Origin of the sequence: Pantoea sp. App145, assembly GCF_047947045.1 — a bacterium.
In the GTDB taxonomy this organism is placed as follows: Bacteria; Pseudomonadota; Gammaproteobacteria; order Enterobacterales; family Enterobacteriaceae; genus Pantoea.
Map to the genome: position 1 here is coordinate 246,549 of NZ_CP133291.1, position 25,663 is coordinate 272,211.

Genomic DNA, 25,663 nt, shown 5'->3' on the forward strand with positions numbered 1-25,663 from the left:
GTGGTTACCTGTATTGTTCTTGCTGGCAGCCGAGCCAGCCTTCGCGTCCGGGAATTTGTCCGCGCACGATGTTGCCAATTGGCAACGTGCTTAAATCGTCAGGTAGCAGTTCACTGAGCGGACAGAATTGAATGCCCAGCTTTTCCGCCCGGGTAAGTAATTCTGCAAACGCCTGATGTCCGACAATCCCTTCCACCTCTGCGTGGATAGTGTAAACCGCGGTATCTCCTGCCTCGCGCAGATGATCAAGCAGGTAGTCATTAAAATCAATCGCGCTGACTTTTGGACCAACCACTTCATCCCAGGTGGGTAACGTCACCGGAATCTGCACCGTACCCAGCGTACCGTCACTCAGACGCGGCAGGAACGGTCGGGTACCACGACAATCGCTGTTGTAACGAAAGCCAAATTGTTGTTTTGCTTCGACAACCCGGCTATCGGCACGCCAGCCAGCTACCGCCGAACAAGTGACATTGTCACCAATTATCGCTTCCAGTGCTTGCTTTCCACGGGCAATTTCTTCGACTAATCGCTGCTCCGGCCACACCCCTGCCCAGGTTTGCCAGGCAAAATGGTCCCAGGCGTGCAAGCCGACCTCATGATGATCCGCCGTCGCGCTGATGATTTCCTCCAGACCACGGCCAATTTGCTTCCCCGGCCAGGCGGTACCGGCCAGCAAAATGTCCCAGCCATACAACGATGCTGCGCGTGAACGCAGCATTTTCCATAAAAAGCGCGGCTTCATAAGACGCCACAAGTGGCGTCCCATGTTGTCCGGCCCGACGCTGAAAAAGAAACTGGCCTGCACCTGATGCAGACTAAACAGTTCCAGTAGCGCAGGTACACCCTGTTGTGTACCGCGCCAGGTATCGACATCAACGCGCAAGCCTACTTTTTTCATGACTTCTCAGCCTGCAACTCAACGGTGCGCAGGAAGAAGTCGAGGGTGTTGTCGATGGTGATATCCATCTGCACTTCTGGCTTCCAGCCCAGCAGACGACGGGCGTTTTTGATCGACGGCTTGCGATGTTCAACGTCCTGATAACCTTTACCGTAGTAGCTGCTGCTTTCCACTTCGCGGAAACCGGCAAACGGCGGGAACTGGCTGCGCAGCGGATGGCGTTCAAAGCTCGCCAGCAACTGCTCGGCCAGTTCTTTGATGCTGGCTTCGTTATCCGGGTTACCGATATTGATAATCTGTCCATCGCAATTATTTTGCTTGTTCTCGATAATACGGAACAACGCTTCCACGCCATCACGGATATCGGTAAAGCAACGTTTCTGCGCGCCGCCGTCAATCAGTTTGATCGGCGAACCTTCCACCAGATTAAGGATTAACTGGGTGATAGCGCGCGAGCTGCCGATACGTGCGGCATTGAGGTTATCCAGACGCGGACCCATCCAGTTAAACGGACGGAACAGGGTAAAACGCAGTCCCTCTTTCTCACCATAGGCCCAGATCACGCGGTCCAGCAGCTGTTTGGATACGGAATAGATCCAGCGCTGTTTGTTGATCGGTCCCACCACCAGATTGGAGTTATCCTCATCAAAATGACCATCGGTACACATGCCGTATACTTCTGAGGTGGACGGGAAAATGATGCGTTTTTTGTATTTCACGCAATCACGGATGATTTTCAGGTTTTCTTCAAAATCCAGTTCGAACACGCGCAGCGGATTGCGGGTGTACTCAATTGGCGTGGCGATCGCCACCAGCGGCAGCACCACGTCACATTTCTTGATGTGATACTCAATCCACTCTGAGTGAATGCTGATATCACCCTCAACAAAATGGAAGCTCGGGTGACCCAGGAAACGGCTGATCGCATCAGAGCTGATGTCCAGGCCGTAAACTTCGAAGTTGTCATCTTCCAGCAAACGTTCAGTCAGGTGGTTACCGATGAAACCATTCACACCGAGGATCAGCACGCGTGTGCGACGTTTCACCGCAGCAACCGGCTTAGAGTAGAGCAACGCACTCGGCACCATACCGAGGCTTTGCGCCAGCTGGCTGCCGTTCATATAGACGCCGTTCTCGCTCTGTCCGGTGATCACTTCCAGCGCACCCTCACCGCAGGCGATCAGGAAAGGTTCAACCGATAATACGGTGCCTGGTTTGGCACCGTGTGCAGCAGGATGAACGCGCCCTTTCCACACGATAAATTTCACTGTGCCGGCATAACCAAAAGCGCCAGGCCAGGGATCGGTCACAGCACGAATCAGGTTATTGATTTCCTGCGCAGGACGTGACCAGTCGATACGTCCATCTTCCGGCGTGCGGCGACCAACCACCGTGGCCTCGCTCTCATCCTGCGGTTGGGCGTTGATCTCGCCGCGTTTCATCGCTGGCAATACGCTTTCCAGCAGCTGGGTGGCGCTCAGCACCAGCTTGCGATGCAGCGTCAGCACATTGTCCTGCTCGTCAATCTGAACACGAACCTGAGACACGATATCCCCGGCATCGGCGCGTTTTACCATACGATGCAGGGTTACGCCGGTTTCGCTCTCGCCATTGACCAGTACCCAGTTCAGTGGCGCACGTCCACGGTATTTCGGCAGCAAAGAACCGTGCAGGTTATAAGCACCGAGACGGGCGCTGTTGAGAATTTCGTCGTTTAGCAGGTTACGGTAGTAAAACGAGAAAATGATTTCCGGCTCCATCGCTTTGATGCGATCAACCCATAACGGATGATTGACATCATCCGGGGCATAGACCGGGATGCCCTGTTCTGCGGCGATACGAGCAACCGAACCAAAGAAGTGGTTTTCATTAGCCGCGTCCGGATGAGTGAAGATAGCACTAATCTCGAAGCCAGATTGCAGCAGGGCATTAATACCTGCACAGCCCATGTCGTGATAGGCGAAGACGATGGTTTTCATTGCTCAATTTCCTGTACAGATGCATCTTTTTGCGGATGGATAACACGTTGAATAAAATAGCGCGGACGAGCGCGGACATCGTTGTAAATCCGGCCAATATATTCGCCGAGAAGTCCCATGCCGACGAACTGCGCGCCAACAAACATAAACAGCACGGCAAACAGCATAAAAACGCCATCGCCTGCCCAGGCTGCGCCGAGGAATAAGCGCAACACAATCAAAATTAAAGAAAAGGCAAAACCGGCCAGCGCAATTATGCTGCCCACCACACTCAACAGACGCAGCGGCGTGGTGGTCAGACAGGTCACCAGGTCGTACATCAGGTTAATCAAACGCATAAAGCTATATTTGGAATCACCAAATTCGCGTTCAGCATGTTTAACCGGTAACTCAATGGTGCGGCGGGCAAAGGTGTTTGCCAGGATAGGAATAAAGGTACTGCGCTCGTGGCAATTCAGCATGGCATCAATGATATGACGGCGATACGCGCGCAGCATACAACCGTAATCACCCATGGCTTTGCCCGTCACACGTTGAATTAAATGGTTAATGGTGCGGGATGCCCGGCGGCGAAACCAGCTGTCCTGCCGGTTCTGGCGGACGGTGCCTACCACGTCGTACCCTGGCAGGGCAGCGGCAACCAGATTCGGGATCTCTTCCGGTGGATTCTGTAAATCCGCGTCCAGGGTGATAATCAGATCGCCGCTGACATGGCTGAAACCCGCCATAATCGCGGAGTGTTGACCATAGTTGCGGTTGAGCAACACGCCAACTACGTGACTGCCAGGCATATCGGCAGCATCGGCGATCATTTCCCCGGAACGGTCACTGCTGCCGTCATCGACCAGCAGGATTTCATACTCCAGATTAATGGTGTCGCAGGCAGCGTGGGTGCGGCGTATCAGCTCCGGCAGGCTCTCTTGTTCGTTGTAGACCGGGATCACCACGGACACTTTACGAATCGGTTTTTCTTCCAGCATTTCAGACTCCGGCTAGCGTGCGCAGCGCTTTGATGACCCGCTCAACATCATCATCAGTCATATCAGGGAACAGCGGAATGGAGCAGATGCGGTCGCTGTTCCATTCAGTATTAGGCAAGGACAGTTGCGGATACTGCTCGCGATAATATTTGTGGGTATGGGCGGCACGGAAATGCAGGCCAGTGCCGATATCTACGGCTTTCAGCGCTTCCATCAAACCGTCACGGCTGATACCACAACGCGCCTCATCAACACGAATAATAAACAGATGCCAGGCGTGCTGATGTGACCATGTGGGTAATGCCAGCGGCAGGAACGGCGTATCAGCCAGTTCAGTCAGGTAGCGCTCTGCAATGGCTTTGCGACGGGCATTGATGTCAGCCAGTTTTTTCAGTTGTACCAACGCAATGGCGGCACTGATATCGGGCAAATTGTATTTAAAGCCAGGCATGATCACTTCAGCCTGCGGCCTGCGGCCGTGGGTATGGCGATCGTAAGCATCAACACCCAAACCATGAAATTTCAGGCTGCGAATGCGGTCTGCAAGGTCGGCATCATCCGTCACCACCACGCCACCTTCAGCGCAGGTAATATTTTTAATGGCATGAAGTGAAAAGATGGCTGTACCGACATGCCCGACATGACGCCCTTTGTAAAGGGTGCCAGCGGAATGGGCAGCATCTTCAATTACCGTAATGCCGTGACGCTCACCGATCGCGCGAATCGCATCGATATCGGCTGGGGCACCGGCGTAGTGCACGGGAATAATGGCGCGTGTGCGGGGTGTAATAGCCGCTTCAACCTGCTCAGGCGTTACCATCAGTGTGTCACGATCAATATCGATCATCACTGGCGTCGCACCCATCAGGGTGATGATGTTAAGGGTTGAAACCCAGGTCTGTGAGGGGGTAATAACTTCGTCGCCTGGCTTAATGCCCAGCCCCATCAGGGTTACGTGCATACCTGCTGTGGCGGAACAGACGGCGATCGCATGCTGGTTGCCGGTCAATTGGCAAAAGGCTTGCTCCAGGGCGGCACATTGTGGACCGGTGGTAATCCAGCCGGATTCAAACACCGCTTTAACCGCTGCTAATTCTTCTTCACCCAGCGAAGGGCGAGAGAATGGGAGAAAAGACATGGATTAGCTTCCTTAATGTGTAATGCCTTTCACTTCATAAGGGTAAAAAACATAGCCAGAATGATGATATGAAAATGTTATGTTTAACGGGCTATATCTCTATGAGTTCACCAGATAAACAATTAGTACAGCATGTTAGACTTCGCAAATAATTCTCACATTTTGAAAGCATTAGAGACATTAGGTTGTTTCTCTATAGACCAAAATACGATGGAAAACTTAACGGAACATTAAATAGAGTGCAGATGTAGTCACTTTTCAGACTAACGTTGAAGCTTTGTAGAAAAACCGGAGCCAGATCACGCTGTTTTCTGTTGGGAAAAAATGAGGTGCCATCGGGGTTTCACGACGATTCATCGCTGCGGCTTAGCGATTAAACCGGTATTGATGAAGCTGTGATGTTTCTGAAAACAACTGTTTAGGAGATTAACTATACTGTTCTTAAGGGAAAACTAAGGAAATTCTATTATGCTGATTTACTTAGCTTTTACTTAACCACAGGCACGGAGGTAGTTGCCGTGAAAACCGATACCGACCGTCTCTCACAAGCCGCGCTGCGTCGTCATCATATTGGCGTAAAAACAAAAGGATTGCGCTTCCGCGGTGCGCTTTATGTGTTTCGCTACAACGCCGGGCACTATGATGTATTTCTGGACAATGCGCGCGTAATGCAGCTGGAAACCAGCAATGTGCAGGAAGCGATCCAAATGTTTAAGCAACAGCAGTGACCCCGGCCACTGCTTGCTGAAGATTGTCGGACCCGGATCTGAAAACTCTATGTAACTTGCTGTATGCGTGATGTTGTCCTCGCCTTCGCTGCCCAGCTGGAATAGGGTTGAAAAAACAAGGTGAGGAGTTGCACATGGAATGGTGCTATGGATTGATCGCTGGACTGTGCGCTGGCAGCGTTATTAATGTTATTGCTTACCGATTACCACAACGTCTACTTAATCCGGACACAGGTCCTGACCCTTTCCCTTCCCGTTCGCATTGCCCCGGTTGTAAAAACATTTTGTACTGGTACGACAATATCCCCTTGTTAAGCTGGCTATTGTTACGCGGTAAATGTCGTCATTGTCACCAGTCAATCAGCATCCGTTACCCGGTGATTGAACTGATTACTGCTTTATTAAGCTTGGTGATGTGCAGCTTACTGCCGTTTACTCCGCTGCTTTTGGCAGCGTTGTTATTAAGCTGGACGCTACTGACGTTGTCGATCATTGATATCCGCGACTACTTATTGCCCGATGCACTTAGCCTGCCTTTATTATGGGGCGGTTTACTCCTGCATTGCTTCGCCCTCCTCCCTGGTACGTTGGACGCCGCCGTGTCCGGCGCAGTAGCGGGCTATACCAGCCTGGCATTACTGTCATTGGGTTATCGAAAGCTGCGCCATACCGATGCGCTGGGGATGGGAGATGCAAAATTACTGGCCGCACTAGGCGCATGGCTGGGCTGGGAGCCTTTATCGATTGTGCTTATTATCGCCTGTTGTGGCGGCCTTTTATTTGGCTTAATTTCCAGAATTTTGTGGCAGCGAAGTTTTTCTCGCCCCATCGCTTTCGGTCCGTGGCTATCTCTCGCTGGCATAAGTCTTTTTATTAACTCGATTATTTAATAAGCACGTCATACATCCATGATAAAATAATCGGCCATTTCTTCAGCAAATCCCTGATTCGTATATAGAAGTAATAAACAATTCTAAACAAAATTAATCATTGCCCCCCAGGGTAAAAGGCTCTATATTGGCCGCGTTTTTTTCACAGCTGATAGTTTTTTGTTCAATTAACCAACCGGTGCGCTTTTCCCGCCGTCGGTTGTAGGAGAGATATGATGACGGATAAAGTCCGTATTGATAATTTTGGTGCCAACTCATTCAACGGAAACAACGACGAGTTCTTAGCCCGTCAGGCTGAGTTCGAATCGAATGTCAGGAGTTACCCGCGCAAATTACCTTTAGCGATTGCCAAAGCGAATGGCGTATGGATTACCGATGTTGAGAATAAACAATATCTTGACTGCCTGGCTGGCGCAGGAACTTTGGCTCTGGGTCATAACCACCCGGAAGTTCTGCAAAGCATTCAAAATGTCATTACCAGCGGCTTGCCGTTACATACACTCGATCTGACGACTCCCTTAAAAGATCAGTTCTCTGAATCCCTGCTGTCACTGCTGCCGGGTCAGGGTAAAGAATATTGCCTGCAGTTCACCGGTCCTTCAGGGGCTGATGCTGTTGAAGCTGCACTGAAACTGGCTAAGAAAGTGACTGGCCGTAGCAGCGTGATCAGCTTCTCTGGTGGTTACCATGGTATGACCCACGGTGCGCTGTCGGTAACCGGTAACCTGTCACCGAAAGAAGCGGTTAACGGCATGATGCCGGAAGTCCAGTTCATGCCTTATCCGCATCAGTACCGTTGCCCGCTGGGTCTCGGTGGTGAAGCTGGCGTGAAAGCGCTGACCTACTACTTCGAAAACCTGATCAACGACGTTGAAAGCGGCGTGCGTAAACCTGCTGCTGTGATCCTGGAAGCCGTTCAGGGTGAAGGTGGTGTGAACCCGGCACCGGTTGAGTGGCTGCAACGTATCCGTAAAGTCACCCAGGAACACGGTATTCTGTTGATCCTTGACGAAGTCCAGGCGGGCTTTGCCCGTACCGGTAAATTCTTCGCCTTCGAACACGCTGGCATTGAGCCGGATATCATCGTGATGTCAAAAGCTGTGGGTGGCGGTCTGCCACTGGCGGTGCTGGGCATTAAGAAACAGTTCGACGCCTGGTCACCGGGTCACCACACTGGCACCTTCCGTGGCAACCAGCTGGCAATGGCTACCGGTCTGACCACCCTGAAAATCCTGAAAGAACAGGATATCGCTGGCAAAGTTGCCGCACAGGGCGAATGGCTGAAAGCGCAGCTGGCTGAAATGCAGAAGCGTTACCCGGTAATCGGCCATATCCGTGGCATGGGCATGATGATCGGTATTGAGATCGTTAAACCAAACGAAGCCGCTGACCACATGGGTGCTTACCCGGCTGATGGTGAGCTGTCTGCCCTGCTGCAGAAAAAATGCTTCGAGGCAGGTCTGATTCTGGAACGTGGTGGTCGTCATGGTGCGGTTCTGCGTCTGCTGCCGTCGCTGCTGATCACCAACGATGAGTTGGCGATTTTCCTTGATAAATTTGAGCAGGCGCTTCTGGGCGCAGGCATCAAACCTGTTTGATCCGGAAGAGTTAGATGACTGAAGTAAACCCGATTCTGGCCGCTTCTGCCCAAAGCATTGAAGCGTACCAGCAGGCGATTGCCCAGAGCAGCGCCGCGGTTGTGCAGTGGCTGAAGCAGCCTGAGATGTATCAGGGCAAAACGGTTGCCGAACTGCGCGAGCGTATCAAGCTCGACTTCAATCCGAATGGCCTGGGCAACCAGGCCGCGATTGAACGCGCGATTGAATACTTTCTGAAAGACAGCCTGTCGGTGCATCACCCACAGTGCGTGGCGCATCTGCACTGCCCAAGCCTGGTCGTTAGCCAGGCGGCAGAAGTGCTGATTAACGCGACTAACCAGAGTATGGATTCCTGGGACCAAAGCCCGTCAGCGACCGTCATCGAGATCAAACTGATCGAGTGGTTGCGTGCACAGGTTGGCTACCCGGCTGGCGATGCGGGTGTCTTCACCAGCGGCGGTACCCAGAGCAACCTGATGGGCCTGATGCTGGCGCGTGATGCGTTTTATGCGCGTCAGGGTCACTCCGTGCAGCAGGATGGCGTCACTGGTGATCTGCGTAAGATCAAAGTGCTGTGCTCCGAAAATGCCCACTTCTCGGTGCAGAAGAACATGGCTCTGCTCGGGCATGGCTACCAGTCGGTGGTTCAGGTGAAATCCGATCGTTTCGCCCGTATGGATGTTAACGACCTGCAAGCCAAGCTGGCGCTGGCGGACGCCAACGGTGAACAGATTCTGGCGATTGTAGCCACCGCAGGCACCACCGATGCCGGTGCGATTGACCCACTGCGTGAAATTGCCAGTATTGCGGCTGAACGCAACATCTGGGTGCACGTTGATGCAGCCTGGGGCGGCGCCCTGTTACTGTCAGAGAAGTATCGTGATTACCTCGATGGCCTGGAGCTGGTGGATTCCGTTACTCTCGACTTCCACAAGCAGTTCTTCCAGACCATCAGCTGCGGTGCGTTCCTGCTGAAAGATGAACGCCACTACGAGCTGATGCGTTATCAGGCAGCTTACCTGAACTCTGAATTCGACGAAGAGCAAGGTGTGCCGAATCTGGTATCCAAATCACTGCAAACCACGCGTCGCTTTGATGCGCTGAAACTGTGGATGGGCCTAGAAGCACTGGGTCAGAAACAATATGCAGCGATTATTGATCACGGCGTAACACTGGCGCAGGAAGTGGCAAAATATGTTACTGACCTGCCACGTTTCGAGCTGGTCATGCAGCCGCAACTGGCAAGCGTGCTGTTCCGCTTCCGTCCTGAGCAGCTGGCTGCCAGTGGTGATGCGGCAGTTGCGCTGTTCAACCAGCGTATCGGCGATGCCCTGCTGGAATCTGGCCGCGCCAACGTGGGTGTAACCGAAGCGGATGGCATCACCTGCCTGAAGCTGACGCTGCTTAACCCAACCGTTACGCTTGAGGATGTCAAAGTCCTGCTGGCGCTGGTGGAAAAGACTGCGGATCAGTTGCTGGACGCATAATTTTTGCGTGATACAAAAAGCCGGGAACGGATAACCGCTCCCGGTTTTTTATTGCCAGAAAAATGATATGACTATTTATGGCTGCGCGTTGCCAAATTTGATTTTAACACCTGCGGGAATTTCACCACCAGGTCCATATTTGACAATCATTGACTGATTTTTTAAATTAAATTCAAGCCTGGAGGCCTTAGGGTGGTGCTTCTTGAATTGTGCAAAAATACTGTCAAATGTTTCCTTCTTTTCTATCCCATTGAAAGTTATTTTTTGTCCCGTCGTAATATATTCCCCGTTTCCTGCAAATTTCCTCATCCAGTAAGGAACCGGCTGCTGGCGCAGACCGGGCCAAAAATTTATTCCCCTAACCCCGCTATTAGCCGGAGCTTCGTAAGAAACATAGGATGTGACAGGATGAAGGTTTAGTGCGGCCCTGACCTCATTATCATTGCGACTGTAACAAAATGCACCAATAACAACATCGTTTTCGCCCGCATTCGTTATGATATTACCAACCTTGCCATTTGCATATTTAGGACCTGAAATGTCATGAATTTCGATGCGATCTTTATATTCTGGGGCCAACGTCTGAGTCCATTCCCAGTCCTGCTGTGAAAAACGGGTTGCGCTATCGGAGCCACGCCCCCCATATGTCCGAATGCCATCCGCGTTGCCATGCGTCCCCGTTAATACATGAATCTTACCCTTTCCTGCAGGGTCATGTTTTAAAATATCAAGAATCTTATTCTGTGTAATAATACCATTGGTTTCATGATTTGTTAAAAATATTCTTGCATCGTTCTGATTGAGTTCTAATGAGAGGAACTGCGCATTAGTGCAATATTTCTCTGCCGCCGCAGCTTCATTAGGATACATTATAATGTCTATCCCATTCCTCGTCGTTTTCTTAGCAGTAAAGCTACGATTACTCCGTTGCACCATTTCATCAAGATAATTACTAAATGTTTCCACTTCCTGATGAGCAGTGGCTGGCCTGAGTTTTATATCAGCGACGGTTTTATTTATTTCTGCCTCCAGCTCACTTTTATTGAAATGTTCCAATGCGCTACCGCCACTGTGCATTACAGCTGCGAGGACCAACGACCATAAGGCTTCGCGGGTATAGGCCTCAGCCAAATCGGGATCTTCAGCCCATTTTGCCTGCACCAGCGGAATGAGAACCTGTGCTATAGAGGCAAATGCCGCTAATTCTGGCCCCATTTCCGCAGTAACAGCAGTCAGTAGAAACTTCGCTCCTTCTAGATAGTCCTGAACTTTTATCTCCATTGAAGATCTCGTCAAATCATCCATATTGATATAAAGACGTTCCTTCAAACCATTAAATAAAAAATCTTCTATTTTTGTTGTTTCAGCATTACTTTTAGTAAAAACGAATTTGGCTTCCTTTGGTTTGACAAATCTGGCAGCCGGGCTCAAGAACTTCAAGAGTTCTTGTATAAAACTGGGTTCAGCTGAGGGTCTGCCAACCAGTCCCGCCTCGATCTTTTTCTTTAATTCCGGATTATTTCGAAAAAATTGATTAACATCGACACCATACTCGATGTCCACTGCTTTGAAAGACGGATCGAGACTGTATAACCGTCCCTTATTTGCATTGGTTTTATCCGGAATAATAAACATCCCCGCCACAGTATGATCACCAAAAACAACCGGCCTTGCCCGTGACAGGTCACGATTAATTTCTGCGGATTTCAGCTCTGGATCATCCGAACGCCGGTTAAATGCAAACGCCAGTTTAGCTCGCGCATTTAAGTTTTTCTTATATTTGGTGACTTCCGTATAATTGTCCATCTTATCAATAAAGGCAATCTGAAAGTCGCTCCACATCCCATTTTCGAGTTCATCTTTTAAACCCTGAGGGTAGTCATCAGGGTAATGTACAGTATATTCATTAATACTGAATCCACTTATTTTATGTATTTTTTCATGAATATTGTTAGCAGCCAGATCACCTGGAGCGATCTGAAGTAAATCAACCCCATCACTTGTCTTTGAATTACGCAGACCACCCAGTGACCAGACTGCAATATAATCACATTTTATTCTTTCCGGATTAATGCCATGTTTCTGGTAAACCGAGACAAGCCATTTATTTCTCACAGCAGCTGCTCTATCAGTTAAATCAAGCTGAAATGGTTTTGGTGTCCCGGTGAATTTTTCGCTGTGATAGTGTTCGCCATGATGCTTAATCAGCATCTCAGCCCTTCCTTTATATATTTTCCTTCTCAAGATGCTTTCATAATCCGCGCCAAACAATTTTAACATTGGCTGATCTGATTTTAGCGCGTTCCCCCCAACATCACCATTTTTCTGCAAACGTTTTTTGACCTTATTTTTATCATCAAGAGATAATTCATTATTATTCCATTGCGTTTGCAGTTTCTGAAACCTTCAACAAGATTCTTGTAGTCTTCTAATTTAAAAAATCTGGCATTATTTAACCTATCATCATCATTAGCGTTTTTATTAATCAATTGCTCCGTGATGCCCATCTCTTTATCCAGATCATCGCGTAGTTTTTCCAGTTCACTTTGATTTTTGATATTGACTTTTTTAAAACCAGGGATTTTAAGTTCATCGTCATTAAGAACAGGTGCTGCATTTTGCACCGACGACTGATTGTTTAGGGCGCTGGGTAATACCCGGAAACCGGAGAAGTTGCTATCTGTTATCTCACTCCCGGTCCTTACATGCACATAAAAGCTTAACCCATCATGGGATAGATGCTTACCCGCATGATTAGCGGTATCCCGTTGGACATATGGAGTGCGTAGATGCAAACCCTCCACGAGGGCCAAATTTTTGCCAGTGTCATTCCATGCGTTTTCCTCATTATCCTCCGTCCCCTCCAGGTGCAGCATTTCATGAAGCAGCATAATGCTTACCTCGTGGTCGCTATTCGCTAAAGCATCGCGGCTGATAAAAATACGGTTGAGCGGATCACCTTTTACCACACAGGCGGCAAAATCATCTTTACCCGGATCTATTATCACCAGTTGGTTCTGATTAGCTCCTCCTGCCTGGTAGCTCTGGACTCGCTCGATCAGCGCATTCACTCTGTCGGCATAATCCTTTGGCTCTACCCCTAACTGACTGAAGTAGGCCGTTTCCGCCGGAGATAATCCTTTCTCCAGCTTATTTTTCACATTGTTTAACATGGCCAGCGCGCTTGACAGTCCGTTGTCAATTTTCGCGCTCTCACCAGACTGCATTGCCGCACGCCCACGGCTGATGATGCTGGCAACGTCATTGACTTTATCTTCGCCAGCGTCGCCCTCACCGATATATGACTCATTGTTCGTCTGTAGCTGTTCCAGCAATTCAACGCCACCAGTAAGAACATCTTTGCCAAACTCCGCTATCATAATGCTGGCGACCGACATCATTTCCTTATTAGCGAAATTGCGTGAAGCCGATTCCAGCGTATAAGCAAAACCGTTTTTGTTAATATCGGATAGCATATTGAACGCATGAACGAGGACTCTGGCTGTGGGGGGTAAAAATTGTTTGCCCTGAGACAGGAAAATAAATTTTGTGCCTTTAGCTATTTCTTTTATCTGAGTATTCGATGGTAACGCGTAGCACGGCATTACAGAGGTTTTCATTTCACAGTTACGCTGATATACCTTATTAATGAGTACCGCAGTGGACAAACAGCCCCGGACCAGAGTCCACGGGCTGCTGACTAAGCCCCCCATCAGACCGAAATTCATCCCCTCACCGAAGATTTCACGGGCAATAGCGCTAACCGCAGTGTCACCCAGCCCGGCAAGACCGGTATCGGCGAAGAGATTGGCCCATTCCAGCCCCGGTTCTTGCTGGATAGCCCGATAATCACGGGGCAGTATCTGTTTACCATCACGGTTCAGCTCGTATTCATGGTAAATCATTTTGGCATACGCTTTTTTGTCAAAGGTAGTGCCGTCATCTGCGGCAATGCGCTCCGCCTCCTTTCTTACCAGATCATCCCTTTGTTTCGGCTTCAGTCCCATCCCTTCGGTAAGGTTCGACAAAAACTTGCCATGGAATTTCGCCAGCCTTTGCTCAATACCAAAAACTTCAGGTTCCCGATGCGTGACCTTCCGTAGCGCCGACTTTACTGTTCGATTGGCTTTTTCGGCGAGTTGAGGGATTTTGAGCGTGTCTTCTTCGAGTCCGGATAATTTATCCATAGAAAAAGAGAGTGCAGCGGTTTCTGTTGCCACTTTTTCCGCGTCATCAAGTGCTTCTTTATTCTCTGCAAGACAGTGAGGGATATCTTTAGTAATGGTTTGCCACAGCGCGTCCAGTTTTTTATTGTGCTGTTTCCACTGTGCTCTGCCTTGCTCGGATGCGAGATTTTCCTCAGTGCCCTGTTCATTACGCAGTTGCAGCACGTCATCATATTCTTTTTTACATTCCTCCTTCATCGCATTCAGTTCAGCCTGAGTTTCTGCAAAATGGCTTTTGACGAGGGACACGGCATTTTGCACTGCAGCCTGGCGCAGCTTCATTTTGTTACAGGCTGCTGTGCGCTGATCGGATGGGGTACTAAGTGTGCAAACATTTTTTTTCTGCGTCTTTCGGCCGGCAATAGTCCCGGCTTTCTTAGCTTCCCCCTGCAGTATTCCCACATGCCTTTCCAGCTCGTATAAAGAAGTGAGTAGTCCGGCACTCTTTACCTCCATCAGGTCATTCAGTTTTTTCCCTTCCGATGCAGATGACTTCATCCGGTCATACAACCCCACCACCTTATTAGCACCTTTCAGCGTCAGGCCACTGATGGCCGTTCCGGCGGTCTTTAATTGTGACCTCACGTATCCGTCAAACTCGTACTGATCTCCGACATTCGCATCGCCACCCGGCTTGTATTCACCGAGTTTTGCAGAAGCGAGACTTAGCTGGCGCCATAATTGTTCCGTCAACGCAGCAACTTTATTCCCTTCAGCAAAAGTCACTTCGCAGGACTTAACGTTTTGCAGTTGCTCAATAGCCCTTTCCAGCACCGCGCGCTGGGTTTTTACCTCGTTAATTTTTCCCGGTACGACGCCGGCACCTTCCAGGGCGCGATAGGCGGTGATGGCTGCGGTAGCCACTGGTTTTAGATACTGCGCAAGGTCTTTTGCCTTAACACGTTCCTTCGGGTCGGGGTGCTTTTCCAGATCCTGGGCGAATTGAAGTTTTGGTTCCAGCAACTGGCAGAGTTGCCTGACCAATCCGATAATGGTACCCGCTTCGCCTTTAAGTATGTCAGGCTGAACCTTGGCCAATTCTTTAAATTTTTTATTTGCGTTGCGGATACAAATATGTTCCCGCAATGTTCCTTCTTTAAGTTCTTTTACTTCTTCTTTCAGGTCAGCCTGTATTGTCTTCCAGTCATTTTTGCAGAATGCGTCAAGCGCCATACGCAACTTTCCGAGTTGCATCGTGAGCCTGTCAGCAGGCCACAGCGCAGCCTGCCTGCTTCTTTTTTCCACTCCCTTCAGAGCGACCTTCAGGTTCTTTCTTGCGCCTTCAATTTTATCCAGCAACCAGATTGCATCGTTATCGGTCGCCGCTTCCCGGACAAATCTTTTCGCCTCGACGAGATTCTCAATAGCGTTAACAACGTCGGTGAGTGCCTCACAGGCGTTCAGTCGCTGCTTTTTCTCATCCCCGCTCATTTTACTGGCGACATCTTCCGAAACCTGAAGGGCATCAGAACATTTTTTTAGCAGATCTGTAGCAACAGCCACCATGCCGCGTGCCGCCAGCAACGGCGCCATCTTATCCACTCGCTGTTTAAGCCCGATACCGGCATCTACCAGATGCTGGTGATTTTTTCCACCCAGATTTCTGAATTCATTGGCTATATTGATGTGATGTGCATGTTCTTTTGTGCTCATTAAATGCTGGGGTATTTTATTTTTTAGTTGTGAGAATAAATCTGATAATTGGCTATCACTCAGACTGAGCTGGTTGAGTAATTCGTCCAGTTTATCCAGGACTTCATGCTGAAACGCGCTGTTTTTCTCAGAGGCAGGCTCCGTACGCTTAAATTCAAGTTCCTGGTGGCTATAATCTTTCAGTACGTCGCACAGCTTCTGCAATTGTTTATCAGTAAGGTGCGTATTTAATTCACCCTGGGTCAATAAACCGGCCTTACAGAGGCGCTGCTGCAATTCTTCATCATGATTCAGACATAAATTAAGTAAGTCGGCTGCTGCTGCTCCAGGCCAACTTTTTTGACTTGCGGCAAAATTGCTGAGAGACGCGCATACGAGGTTTGAAGTAAAGATATCCTGGGAACTGTTCGCGTTACTTTTACGATTACCCGAGACAGGGGTGATTGGGTTTACATTCAGTTCTGGCGAACTTGAGTGCACTAGGTGATTCATGGAGAGCATCGGTACGTTTCCATAGAAAGAAGTTATTAATACCTGGCAATTTATGCCAATGCATCTGAACTTTCTTTCGAAAAAGCACCGATATTTATATGTTTTGTCTTTAGAAAAAAACAGCGCGATAAATCACGCCGTTACACTACACCGCTCCTCTTAACGATTCCGCGCCAGTCCCTGCTGAAACGGGTGAAAAAGACGGTAGATCAGTTGCTGAGCACATAATATGGCGTGGTGCGCAAAGCTGGCGATAATATAAAAATGGTGTTTAAAAACATCCTTTTTTATTTCGTACAGACAATCAAAATATTAAAAGAAAAGAATTGGGTACATTGAGGCCAGCCGCAACAATATAAAGAGTGGCGGGGATCACTCCCCGCCGGTTGCTCTTACCTGGGTTCGTAATCCATGACTGCAGCAACCTCCATGTGGCTGGTTCGGATTCGTACCTCACAGAGGTCTTTCCTCGATACCAGTATGGCGGCTATGACCGCCCCTAATACGATGGTGGCGATGAGGATCGCCCTATGCTGCTTCATGGTTGCTTCTCCTTGCCTTTCGGCGCGTAAGAGGCTACCTTTATGTTGTCGAAGCATAAAGATGGGCCTCAAGTTGATTTATAGTCACTTGGGGCTTTTCTCTTTCTGCCGTCGGCAAATGCTTAAGGCAGAAAGCCTCAAGCACCCGGCGCGATTCTATGCCAACCATCTGACTTAACCAAAATTTTTCTTATATCCCGCTTCGGCAGTCCGTCCTTTTGTCATCGTTTTGCGATCCACGACCGACTTTTTTCCTGCGCTTTAACGATTCCGCGCCAGAAACTCACTCAACCGTGCCAGTCCCTGCTGCAACTTGTCCGTTGACGAAACCGCATGGCACCAGCGTAGCCAGCCGTTTCCTTCAGGACCAAACGCGGCACCCGGTGCCAGACCCAGAGCGCTCTCCCGTACCAGCCGTTTCGCCAGCGTGGTGGTATCGTCAAATCCTTCGATGCGGAAGAACGCATACATACCACCACCGCTTTCCGGCACGCTTACGCCCGGTAATTCCCGCAGGCCATTTACCAGAAACTGATAGCTGTGCGCCAGCTCGGCGCGCAGGCTGATGATTCCACTTTCACCGCCAAGTAGCGCCGCCTGGGCTGCACGCTGACAAGGTTCGAACAAACAACTGGTATTGAACTCAATCAGTTTACCCAGAGCATCAATGATGGATGGCGGAGCCACTACCCAGCCGACGCGAAAACCGGTCATCAGCCAGGCTTTGGAAAAGGTATTTACTGAAATCAATCGATCTTCCGGCGTCGCATAATCCAGAAATGAGGGCGCGTAATGGCGGTCGCTGGCATAGATCAAGCGCTGATAGGCGTCATCACTGAGGATCCAGATACCGTGTTTACGGCAATGCGCGAGTATCGTCTGAACTTCCTCATCGGTGATGGTCCAGCCGGTAGGGTTACCTGGTGAGTTGATAATCAGCATACGCACATCAGGCGTCAGCGCACTCAGCAACAGGTCCATATCCAGCGCCCACGCGCCATCTTGCACTGTCAACGCCACACGTTCGACAGAGGCCCCGAGGATCTGTGGGATCTCTACCACGTTCGGCCACACTGGCGTGATCGCCACCACCTTATCCCCCGGTGACAGCACCGTTTGCGCCACCAGCATCAGGCCGTTAATTCCGGCACTGGTAATCGCCAGCTGATCGCTGCTGATAGTATGACCATGCAGCTGGCTCAGATAATCGGACAACGCCTGGCGCAAATAGGGTCGCCCGAGATTCTGGATATAACGGGTCTCCCCCTGCTGAAGCGAGGTGATAGCCGCATCGGTAATAAACTGTGGCGTGGGTTTGTCGGATTCGCCAAACCAGAAGGCGAGCATATCGGGACGATCCATCCCTTCATTGGCAATTTCGCGGATGAGCGAGGGTGAAATCTGGCTGATAGTGTTGCGCGAGACGAGGGGAAAAGACGACTGCATGAAAAAACCTCCAACGATTATCCCTGTTTAACTGTTATTTCAATACATAGCACCCACCTGGTATACCACGCAGCGCAAAAGTTCAGGAATAGCAATTTTGTCTGGCTGAGTTGTCATTCAGTTCACGCACATAATCGATAAACGCCTGTAAGGGGGCGGGGATCAGGCGACGATCGTTATAGTAAAGCCATAACCCGGAAAAACTGAGCCACCAGTCGGCCAGAATCGGCTGTAGCTGCCCACAGGCGAACGCCGGTTGTAACCAATCTTCAAACAAATAAACGATGCCCACACCGGCGATGGCCGCCTGCACAGTTAAATCCATCGCCGCCCCAATGCTACAGGTTAAGGGACCATTGGGTTGCAGACGCAGGTTTTCACCGTCGCGGGCAAACTCCCATTCCGCCATCACGCCTGTGGCGTAACGACCGCGCAGGCAACGATGTTGCATCAGATCGCGGGGATGTTGCGGGATGCCATATTGCGCCAGATAACCAGCCGCCGCTGCGGCGGCAAAGCGCTGGGTGCGTGGTCCAATTGGCAGCGCCACCATATCCTGCTCCAGATGGTCGTCATAACGGATGCCAGCATCGCAGCCGTCGCGAAAAATATCCTGCACGTTACTTTCAGCGACGATTTCCAGCTGAATATCCGGATAGCGTTGCAGAAAACCAGGCACAATCCCTGGAAGCACCAGGCGTGCTGCACTAACGGGCACATTCAGGCGCAATGTGCCGCCCGGCGTGTTGCGAAAACGGTTCAATGCATCGAGCGCCGCATCCACCTCATTCATGGCCGGTAGCAGGCGAGCCATCAAGGCCCTGCCCGCTTCGGTCAGCGCGACGGTGCGAGTTGTGCGATTAAACAAACGCACGCCCAGTTGCTGCTCAGCACGTCGCACGGCATCACTCAAACGCGAAGGGTTGCTGCCGGTCATGCGAGCAGCTTCGCGAAAGCCTCCGGCTTTGGCTACCGCCACCACGGCGTGTAATAAGGCAATATCTAATGACATTGTGCGCCACTCCGTACATTGTGTCCTGATTTCACCGGATAGTTGCACAGCCCAACCCCCGTTACAATCTTCAGACACCCTATGACGGAGGTTCTTATGTCTCATCCCGTAATGACTTACCCACTCGGCGACCGCAGCGTGAATCGTCTCGGCTATGGTGCCATGCAGTTGGCCGGGCCGGGCGTGTTTGGTCCGCCACAAGATGAAGGGCGCGCCTTACAGGTGCTGCGAGAGGCGATTGATGCCGGTGTTAATCATATCGATACCAGCGATTTCTATGGTCCCCATGTCACCAATCAGCTCATCAGAAAAGCGCTCTATCCCTATGCCGGGGATCTGGTGATTGTGACTAAAGTCGGCGCGCGTCGTGACCAGCAAGGCGGCTGGTTACCGGCTTTTACCCCAGCGGAGCTGACACAGGCAGTGGAAGATAACCTGCGCAATCTGGGCCTTGAGGTGATGGATGTGGTGAATCTGCGCGCCATGTTTGATGTGCACGGTCCGGCTGAAGGTTCTTTGGAGGAACAACTCACTACACTTATCAAACTAAAAGAACGCGGGCTGATTCGACATATCGGTTTAAGCAATGTTACGGCGAAACAGGTGGCTGATGCCCAGGCCATGACTCCAATTGCCTGTGTACAGAACCTCTACAATCTGGCTAACCGCAAGGATGATGCGCTGGTGGATCACCTGGCAGCGCAGGGCATTGCTTATGTGCCCTTCTTCCCGCTTGGCGGCTTTTCGCCGTTGCAATCAGAACAGTTGACGGCGGTGGCAAACGAGCTGAGTGCAACGCCTTTGCAGGTCGCTCTGGCATGGTTGCTGCAACGATCGCCGAACATCTTGCTGATTCCGGGCACCTCTTCGCCAGAACATCTAAAACAGAATCTGGCAAGCGCCGGGCTGCAACTGTCGGACGACATCGTGGCAAGGCTGGAGGGACTGGCCGCAGCCTGATCCCTCGGTTTTTGTCTGGCTCTAAGATAAATAAATCTCTTTCAGCCGCTTTTTGAAGGTTTGAGGATCATGCTGCTGGCGGATCCTCAATATTGCCTGCGCTGAGCGCTGGTTGATACTTTCCGGGTCATGCAGGACATCAGCAATATATCCTTTTAGCTGGCTGACCACGCTATTCCTGATTGTCTGTTTAGCTTGCTCAGAATCGACAGTAAATTCATACATATCATTCAGTTTGTAATCAATAAGCCAGCCGGTGGTCGGTGGATTAATTTCTGGTAATGCACGCACATTGGTGGTTATTACCGGACAGCCACACGCTTGCATTTCCAGCACGGAAAATCCGTAAGTGTCCTGCCAGGTGGGAAGCAGGCCAACATCCGTCTCTTTTAATAATGCAATAACAGACGAATTGGGTAATGACCCGGAATGCTGGAAGAAAGGCCATTTTTTGATTAACCCTTCGATTTGACTGTAGAATTCCTCGCGATCCTGATATTGACGGTGGGCTATATTATGTTTGCGTGACAGATCACCAATGATATTCACCTTTATACGATCAACATTGATGATCCCCTCATTTGCCAGTTCAGAAAACGCCATCACCACTTCGGCCCCACCTTTGCGGTAAAACTCATTGCCGATAAAGGTAAAAGTGACCTTCTCTCCGGTGACTTCACGTCCTTTATCCGTCAGTAAAGGCTGGGGTGGGTGCATCACGCATAGCTTTGCCGCGATAACATCTTTTACCGCCGGGAAAGCGTCCAGCAGCTTCAGCTGGATATTGCTGGTGGCTTCAGAAATGGCAATCAATTGGATGCATTCTTTACGGGCCGCAAGCTGCATCAGATTATGAAGTTCGGGATTGTCTGTTTTGGCTACGCCTGCAACTGGCAGGACACGCGGAATTTCGGTTTCGAAGGTCGAGACCCAGCGGTCCGACGTTCGGGCAACTTCATTAAAAAGATGAATGATATCCGCATCATTCGCCGCCAGACCGGGAACAGGTTGAAAGACAAATATCTTATTTTTCTTCAAAAATTTCTGACGCAGGGCATTGATGTAAAGATATATGTTTTTCTTTTTCAAATTCACATAATTGTTTTCAGAATCCACCATTATGTTTCTTTTTTCCGGGTAACCATCACTACTCACTACAATTTTCATCAATCCTCCTTAACACTTGACGAGTTTATAAGAATTAAAAAATCGCCAGTAAGACAGTTATAAAATAATTTCGTCATGAGTAAAGGCGTTACGGGAAAATTAGGAAAAGTAGTAGTAATTTGCCTGAGAAGTATTAACAGGATGATAGAACCATGTGTAAATTATTTTTCCAACGATCAAACTGTGCCAGTAGATAATGTGGAATGTCAGCATGGGCTGACATTCCGACCGGCTTAGCGCCCTTTCTTTTTCCGTCCTGGCTGGGTAAAACGCTTGCGTGATGCCGGATGAGCTTCTGTTTTGTCGCCTTTCTTCGGGCCATTGCTCACGGGTTTGTTCGCGTTGCTGGTCTTTGCCGGGGCTTTTTTCGTTGCCTTATCTTCTGAAGACGAGTTTTCAATCAGCTTAAACAGGTCGATCAATTCATCATCGGTCAAATCGCGCCACTCACCGAGCGGCAATCCTTTCAGATTGACGTTCATGATGCGGGTGCGCTCCAGTTTGGTGACTTCAAAGCCGAAATGTTTACACATGCGGCGGATCTGACGATTAAGCCCCTGCACCAGCGTGATACGAAACACAAAGGTCGATTCCTTCTTCACTTTGCATTTTTTGGTCACGGTACCGAGCATGGGGACACCCGCGCCCATACCGACAACAAATTCGTCGGTGATCGGTTTATCAACCGTCACCACATATTCCTTTTCGTGGTTGTTGCCAGCACGCAGGATTTTGTTGACCAAATCACCATGGTTGGTGAGGAAAATCAGTCCCTGCGAATCTTTATCCAGTCGGCCAATCGGAAATACGCGTTTGCTATGGTTGACGAAATCACTGATGTTATCGCGCTCGCCTTCCTCCATAGTGGTGATGATGCCCACCGGTTTATTCAGCGCAATCAACACCAGATCGTCGGCGTCACGGGGTTCAATCAGCTGACCATTCACTTTAACTTCATCACCGGCAAACACCTGAGCACCCACAGTGGCACGTTTACCGTTGATAAAAACGTTGCCCTGCTCGATGTAACGATCGGCATCGCGACGCGAGCAAATGCCGCTTTCGCTGATGTATTTATTAAGGCGGGTGGATGAGTTGGTCAGCATGGTTCCTCCGAAAAAAGAAGCGGACTATACAACAACCTTTGGCTTTCTGTGAGTGCTTTACGCAAAAGATGTAACACAGACGCTAACGCTAATCTGTGGCCTGAATCGGCCAGGCGGACTGAGCTTTGATTTCCTTCAGCACAAATATACTTTGCATCTCTTTAATACCCGGCAAGCGCCGAATCACCGACATGGCAAAATCAGCATAGCGATCCATATCGGCAGCAACCACCTGCAATAAAAAGTCAGCATCGCCACCGATGCTGTAACAGGCAACGACGTTATCCAGTGCGGTCACTTCTGCCTCAAACTTTCGCGCCTCTGCCTCGCTGTGGCTGTCGATAGTGACGCAGACGAACACCATCATGCTAAGACCAATTTTCTTGCGGTTAAGTACAGCGCGATATCCCTGAATGACTTCATCCTCTTCCAGCTTGCGTACTTTGCGCCAGCACGGTGACGGGGACAGACCAAGGGTGTCGGCGAGAGTTTGATTGGTCATTCGCGCGTCGCGCTGTAACTGTTCGAGAATCCTGACATCTGTCTTGCTGAGAGCCATAAGAGAATTATCCTTTCTTTCTGTAATCATATAAGGGCAGATTTTGCCTTAATTTAGGAAAATCCAGGGTTATTCAGCAAGCACTTTTCCGGCCAGCTCACGCACAATATCGCCTTCAGCAAACGCAGGAGTAAAAAATGGAATTCGACGCAAATGTGCATCGTTGCACCCTGGTCATTGATCAACAGTTACCCGCCGGGCTGGCGATGAATGCTGCCAGCGTGATTGGCATCAGTTTTGGCAAATTAATCGGTAATCTGGTGGGGCCGGATATGCGCAGCCAGGATGGTTTCATTTACCCTGGGGTGATTTATGCCCCGCTGCCGGTGTTGCTGGCAGAGGGTAATTATCTGCGCGAACTACAGCAAATCAGTGGCACAGACCCGGAGATCTTCAGTATGCCCTTTAGTGCGCTGGCGCAATCCTGTAAAACTTATGATGAATATGGTGAACGCATCGCCACCGCGCATAGCGAGCAGATTGAGCTGGTGGCGATGGGATTAATCGGGCCAAAGAAAAAAATTACCCGTCTGACGGGAAATCTGAAACTTTATCGCTAACACGATAGCGGCGTTACGCTTGTAACGCCGCCAATCCGTCACGTTCGATCAGCGTACGCAGCGGCGCAAACAGCGGTTGCGGCAGTTGCTCCGGCGCGAACCAATGCCAGCCTTCGCATTTTTCCGGTTCAAGGCACTGCGGCTCGCCGTGGAGGCTGTGTGCCACCATAAACAGCGTGATGTAGTGTTTTTGCACTTCGGGGAAAACATCACTGACGAATGCGCCATTCTGCAAGTCATGCAACTGCAATCCGGTCTCTTCCTCAGTTTCACGGCGTGCACATTCTTCCGGGGTTTCACCAAATTCCAGATGCCCGCCCGGTGCGGACCAGTCACCCGCACCGTGGCTGCCTTTACGTCGTCCCAGCAACAGTTTCCCGTTACGGAAAATCAGCACACCGACACCAATTTTTGGCGACATCATTATTTCCTCATTAAACGCAGGTATTATTCCACCCCAATCGGTTGATAGCCCTGCCATTCAGGACGGAACGGCGTGCCATTGGCGTCCGGGGTCAGATGCACAAACAAGTTACCTACTTTATCCAGCAGCAGACAATCATCCACATCCTTAAGATTGTCTTTGTGCTGATGATCTGCCCCCTTCAGCAGGTTTTCCAGTCCTTTTGCTTTGGCCTCTGCGGCATCTTTAGCGACGAACAGGTCGAACGCGTGCAGCTCCGCGAGATTGGAAGGATGGTAAGCCCCGGCATTAACAAAGAACAGTCGCTGGCTATCGGTGGTGGGCTCCGGCGACAGGGAGATACGGTAACCATCCGCCCAGGTGATGCGGGCATAACCATCGATATGGATCTTATCTGCATCGCCAAACCAGGCTTCACGCAGTGCGGGCCAGGCCTCCTCAGGTTGTTCTGCAGCTACAAACTGGATGTCATGCACTTCAATGTTGGATTTTCCGGCATTGCCACCGACATAAAACATAAACAGATTCACGTAGTCATTTCCTTGTGCTGAATGTAAATGGAAAAGATGCGTTATAAAGCATGGTATATATCGATACAACTGTTTCGTGCCGATACCATGCCCGGCTATAGCCCAGGTCGAAAACGCAGCGCCATCCCCATCAGCAACACAATCCCCGCGCTCATAAGGATCCAGGCACTGTCCAGCGACGCTGCGTGGTCACGTACCACTCCGGCAATCAGCGGCATTAGTGCTGCGATCAGATATCCACCGCCCTGTACAAAAGAGAGCAATGCCCCAGCCTGTTCTGCTGTTTGCGCATGGTCAAGGGTGACAATCAGGGAAAGCGGGAACAGCGCGCCGATACCGAGTCCAAGCAGCAATGTGGGCAGCCAGGCCAGCGTACCACCGAACGTGATCAGGCAAATTAATCCACCCAGGATCAAGGCCAGAACCAGCAACAATGGACGGCGGCGATCGGGAAAACGATGGATTAACGCCGAAAGCACAAAGCCTGCAGCCACCTCAGTCAACGTTAACGCTCCCAGGACATAACCACTTTGCTCAGCGCTCCAGCCATGCTGCTGATAAAACGGCGGCAGCCAGGCCAGTACCAGCGTGTAGGCTGCGGTGCCGATGCCAAAAAACACCATCAACAGCCAGGCGCGCGCGGCATTGATCGCCTGTGGGTATTTTGCCGCCACGACCGGAACCGATAATGGCAACACTCTTCCCCACAACAATAAAGCGACCAATGCGGGCAGTGCCGGTAGCGCCAGCACCAGTGTTAAGCCCTGCCAGGATGCCAGCGGAACGGCACTGACGGCAGCCAGTGCCGCACCCGCCATAATCCCGGTGGTAAACAGCGCCATCAGCGTACTGGCTTTGGCGCTGAAGCAACGTTTAATCAACGCAGGCATCAGCGCCTGGATCATACCAATCCCTGCACCGGCCAGCAGCGCACTGGCAATCAATACAACAGATTGCAGGGCCAGACCGCGTACCAGACAAGCCAGCACCAGCAGAGTCAAACCGAGAGCGATACCTTTGCTCTCCCCGACGGTGCGCAGCAGGCGCGGCCCAGCCAGTGCAGCAACCCCCATCATAATCACCGGTAAAGTCGTCAGCAGGCTAATCTGTGTAGCACTAAGATGGGCATCCTGTTGCAGGTAAGAATAAAGCGGCCCCAGCGCCGCCATCACCGGTCTGAGATTCAGGCCGATGATAAAAACCACTAAAGCAAACAACCCGATTGCGGGTAAGGTACGTTTCACATTGCTTCTCCGTTGATGATTTATCTTAACGTTAAGATAAG

The 25,663-nt window shown here is 50.4% G+C and carries 21 protein-coding genes; 6 read left to right on the plus strand and 15 right to left on the minus strand.

Annotation, left to right across the window (positions count from 1 at the left end; genetic code table 11):
- Positions 1-4: 4 nt before the first annotated feature.
- The 4 genes from arnD to arnB are packed head-to-tail and all read right to left on the minus strand — an operon-like array spanning position 5 to position 4,998.
- Entirely contained in the window at positions 5-901 is an 897-nt protein-coding gene (arnD, locus tag RCF31_RS21020; protein ID WP_416413713.1) for a 4-deoxy-4-formamido-L-arabinose-phosphoundecaprenol deformylase, read from the minus strand.
- Positions 898-2,880, minus strand: coding sequence for a bifunctional UDP-4-amino-4-deoxy-L-arabinose formyltransferase/UDP-glucuronic acid oxidase ArnA (gene arnA / locus RCF31_RS21025; protein ID WP_299449960.1), 1,983 nt, complete (start codon positions 2,878-2,880; stop codon positions 898-900). Before arnA ends, arnD begins: the two co-directional genes overlap by 4 nt.
- Positions 2,877-3,860, minus strand: a complete 984-nt coding sequence (gene arnC, locus RCF31_RS21030; RefSeq protein WP_416413714.1) for an undecaprenyl-phosphate 4-deoxy-4-formamido-L-arabinose transferase — start codon at positions 3,858-3,860, stop codon at positions 2,877-2,879. Before arnC ends, arnA begins: the two co-directional genes overlap by 4 nt.
- A 1-nt stretch (position 3,861) precedes the next feature.
- Positions 3,862-4,998, minus strand: coding sequence for a UDP-4-amino-4-deoxy-L-arabinose aminotransferase (gene arnB / locus RCF31_RS21035; protein ID WP_416413715.1), 1,137 nt, complete (start codon positions 4,996-4,998; stop codon positions 3,862-3,864).
- A 518-nt stretch (positions 4,999-5,516) separates the two neighbouring features.
- Between arnB and RCF31_RS21040 the strand changes: the two genes are divergently transcribed.
- The 4 genes from RCF31_RS21040 (at position 5,517) to RCF31_RS21055 (ending at position 9,701) form a co-directional block, all read left to right on the plus strand.
- Positions 5,517-5,726 carry a hypothetical protein gene (locus RCF31_RS21040; protein ID WP_084880970.1) on the plus strand — a complete coding sequence of 70 codons (210 nt, stop codon included), beginning with the start codon at positions 5,517-5,519 and terminating at the stop codon, positions 5,724-5,726.
- Positions 5,727-5,833: 107 nt separating this feature from the next.
- Positions 5,834-6,616: a prepilin peptidase gene (locus tag RCF31_RS21045; protein WP_416413716.1), complete on the plus strand. Its 783-nt coding sequence runs from the start codon at positions 5,834-5,836 to the stop codon at positions 6,614-6,616.
- Positions 6,617-6,828: 212 nt separating this feature from the next.
- Complete coding sequence (locus RCF31_RS21050) at positions 6,829-8,214, plus strand: diaminobutyrate--2-oxoglutarate transaminase (RefSeq protein ID WP_299449969.1); 1,386 nt, start codon at positions 6,829-6,831, stop codon at positions 8,212-8,214.
- Between the two features lie 14 nt (positions 8,215-8,228).
- Complete coding sequence (locus RCF31_RS21055) at positions 8,229-9,701, plus strand: pyridoxal phosphate-dependent decarboxylase family protein (protein WP_416413717.1); 1,473 nt, start codon at positions 8,229-8,231, stop codon at positions 9,699-9,701.
- A gap of 75 nt (positions 9,702-9,776) precedes the next feature.
- Here the strand turns inward: RCF31_RS21055 and RCF31_RS21060 are convergent, their stop codons facing one another.
- The 5 genes from RCF31_RS21060 to RCF31_RS21080 all read right to left on the minus strand — a co-directional run bounded on the left by RCF31_RS21060 (position 9,777) and on the right by RCF31_RS21080 (position 19,072).
- Positions 9,777-11,912, minus strand: a complete 2,136-nt coding sequence (locus tag RCF31_RS21060) for a hypothetical protein (protein WP_416413718.1) — start codon at positions 11,910-11,912, stop codon at positions 9,777-9,779.
- A gap of 83 nt (positions 11,913-11,995) precedes the next feature.
- Positions 11,996-16,081, minus strand: a complete 4,086-nt coding sequence (locus RCF31_RS21065; protein WP_416413719.1) for a hypothetical protein — start codon at positions 16,079-16,081, stop codon at positions 11,996-11,998.
- Positions 16,082-16,464: 383 nt separating this feature from the next.
- The gene (locus tag RCF31_RS21070) at positions 16,465-16,614 is read right to left on the minus strand and encodes a Hok/Gef family protein (RefSeq protein ID WP_416413722.1); all 150 of its coding nucleotides are present in this window, start codon (positions 16,612-16,614) and stop codon (positions 16,465-16,467) included.
- A gap of 261 nt (positions 16,615-16,875) precedes the next feature.
- A complete protein-coding gene (locus tag RCF31_RS21075; RefSeq protein WP_416413724.1) occupies positions 16,876-18,060 on the minus strand; it encodes a pyridoxal phosphate-dependent aminotransferase in 1,185 nt (394 codons plus the stop codon).
- 82 nt (positions 18,061-18,142) lie between these two features.
- On the minus strand, positions 18,143-19,072 hold the full coding sequence (locus RCF31_RS21080; protein ID WP_299449979.1) for a LysR substrate-binding domain-containing protein: 930 nt from the start codon (positions 19,070-19,072) through the stop codon (positions 18,143-18,145).
- Between the two features lie 96 nt (positions 19,073-19,168).
- On the opposite strand from RCF31_RS21080, the gene RCF31_RS21085 reads away from it, so the two are divergent.
- The gene (locus RCF31_RS21085; RefSeq protein WP_416413725.1) at positions 19,169-20,032 is read left to right on the plus strand and encodes an aldo/keto reductase family oxidoreductase; all 864 of its coding nucleotides are present in this window, start codon (positions 19,169-19,171) and stop codon (positions 20,030-20,032) included.
- A 21-nt stretch (positions 20,033-20,053) separates the two neighbouring features.
- Here RCF31_RS21085 and RCF31_RS21090 read toward each other — a convergent pair whose 3' ends face one another.
- From RCF31_RS21090 to RCF31_RS21100, 3 genes are all read right to left on the minus strand, one after another.
- Positions 20,054-21,199 carry a glycosyltransferase family 4 protein gene (locus RCF31_RS21090; RefSeq protein WP_416413726.1) on the minus strand — a complete coding sequence of 382 codons (1,146 nt, stop codon included), beginning with the start codon at positions 21,197-21,199 and terminating at the stop codon, positions 20,054-20,056.
- 233 nt (positions 21,200-21,432) lie between these two features.
- Entirely contained in the window at positions 21,433-22,305 is an 873-nt protein-coding gene (gene rluF / locus RCF31_RS21095; RefSeq protein WP_416413727.1) for a 23S rRNA pseudouridine(2604) synthase RluF, read from the minus strand.
- Between the two features lie 88 nt (positions 22,306-22,393).
- On the minus strand, positions 22,394-22,864 hold the full coding sequence (locus RCF31_RS21100; protein WP_416413728.1) for an Lrp/AsnC family transcriptional regulator: 471 nt from the start codon (positions 22,862-22,864) through the stop codon (positions 22,394-22,396).
- A gap of 137 nt (positions 22,865-23,001) precedes the next feature.
- On the opposite strand from RCF31_RS21100, the gene RCF31_RS21105 reads away from it, so the two are divergent.
- Complete coding sequence (locus RCF31_RS21105) at positions 23,002-23,424, plus strand: DUF2000 domain-containing protein (protein ID WP_299449993.1); 423 nt, start codon at positions 23,002-23,004, stop codon at positions 23,422-23,424.
- 13 nt (positions 23,425-23,437) lie between these two features.
- On the opposite strand, the gene RCF31_RS21110 is transcribed toward RCF31_RS21105, so the two are convergent.
- From RCF31_RS21110 to RCF31_RS21120, 3 genes are all read right to left on the minus strand, one after another.
- Positions 23,438-23,845, minus strand: a complete 408-nt coding sequence (locus RCF31_RS21110) for a nucleotide triphosphate diphosphatase NUDT15 (protein WP_299451080.1) — start codon at positions 23,843-23,845, stop codon at positions 23,438-23,440.
- 26 nt (positions 23,846-23,871) lie between these two features.
- The gene (locus RCF31_RS21115; protein WP_416413729.1) at positions 23,872-24,378 is read right to left on the minus strand and encodes a DUF1543 domain-containing protein; all 507 of its coding nucleotides are present in this window, start codon (positions 24,376-24,378) and stop codon (positions 23,872-23,874) included.
- 95 nt (positions 24,379-24,473) lie between these two features.
- Entirely contained in the window at positions 24,474-25,622 is a 1,149-nt protein-coding gene (locus RCF31_RS21120) for an MFS transporter (protein WP_416413730.1), read from the minus strand.
- Positions 25,623-25,663: the final 41 nt, after the last annotated feature.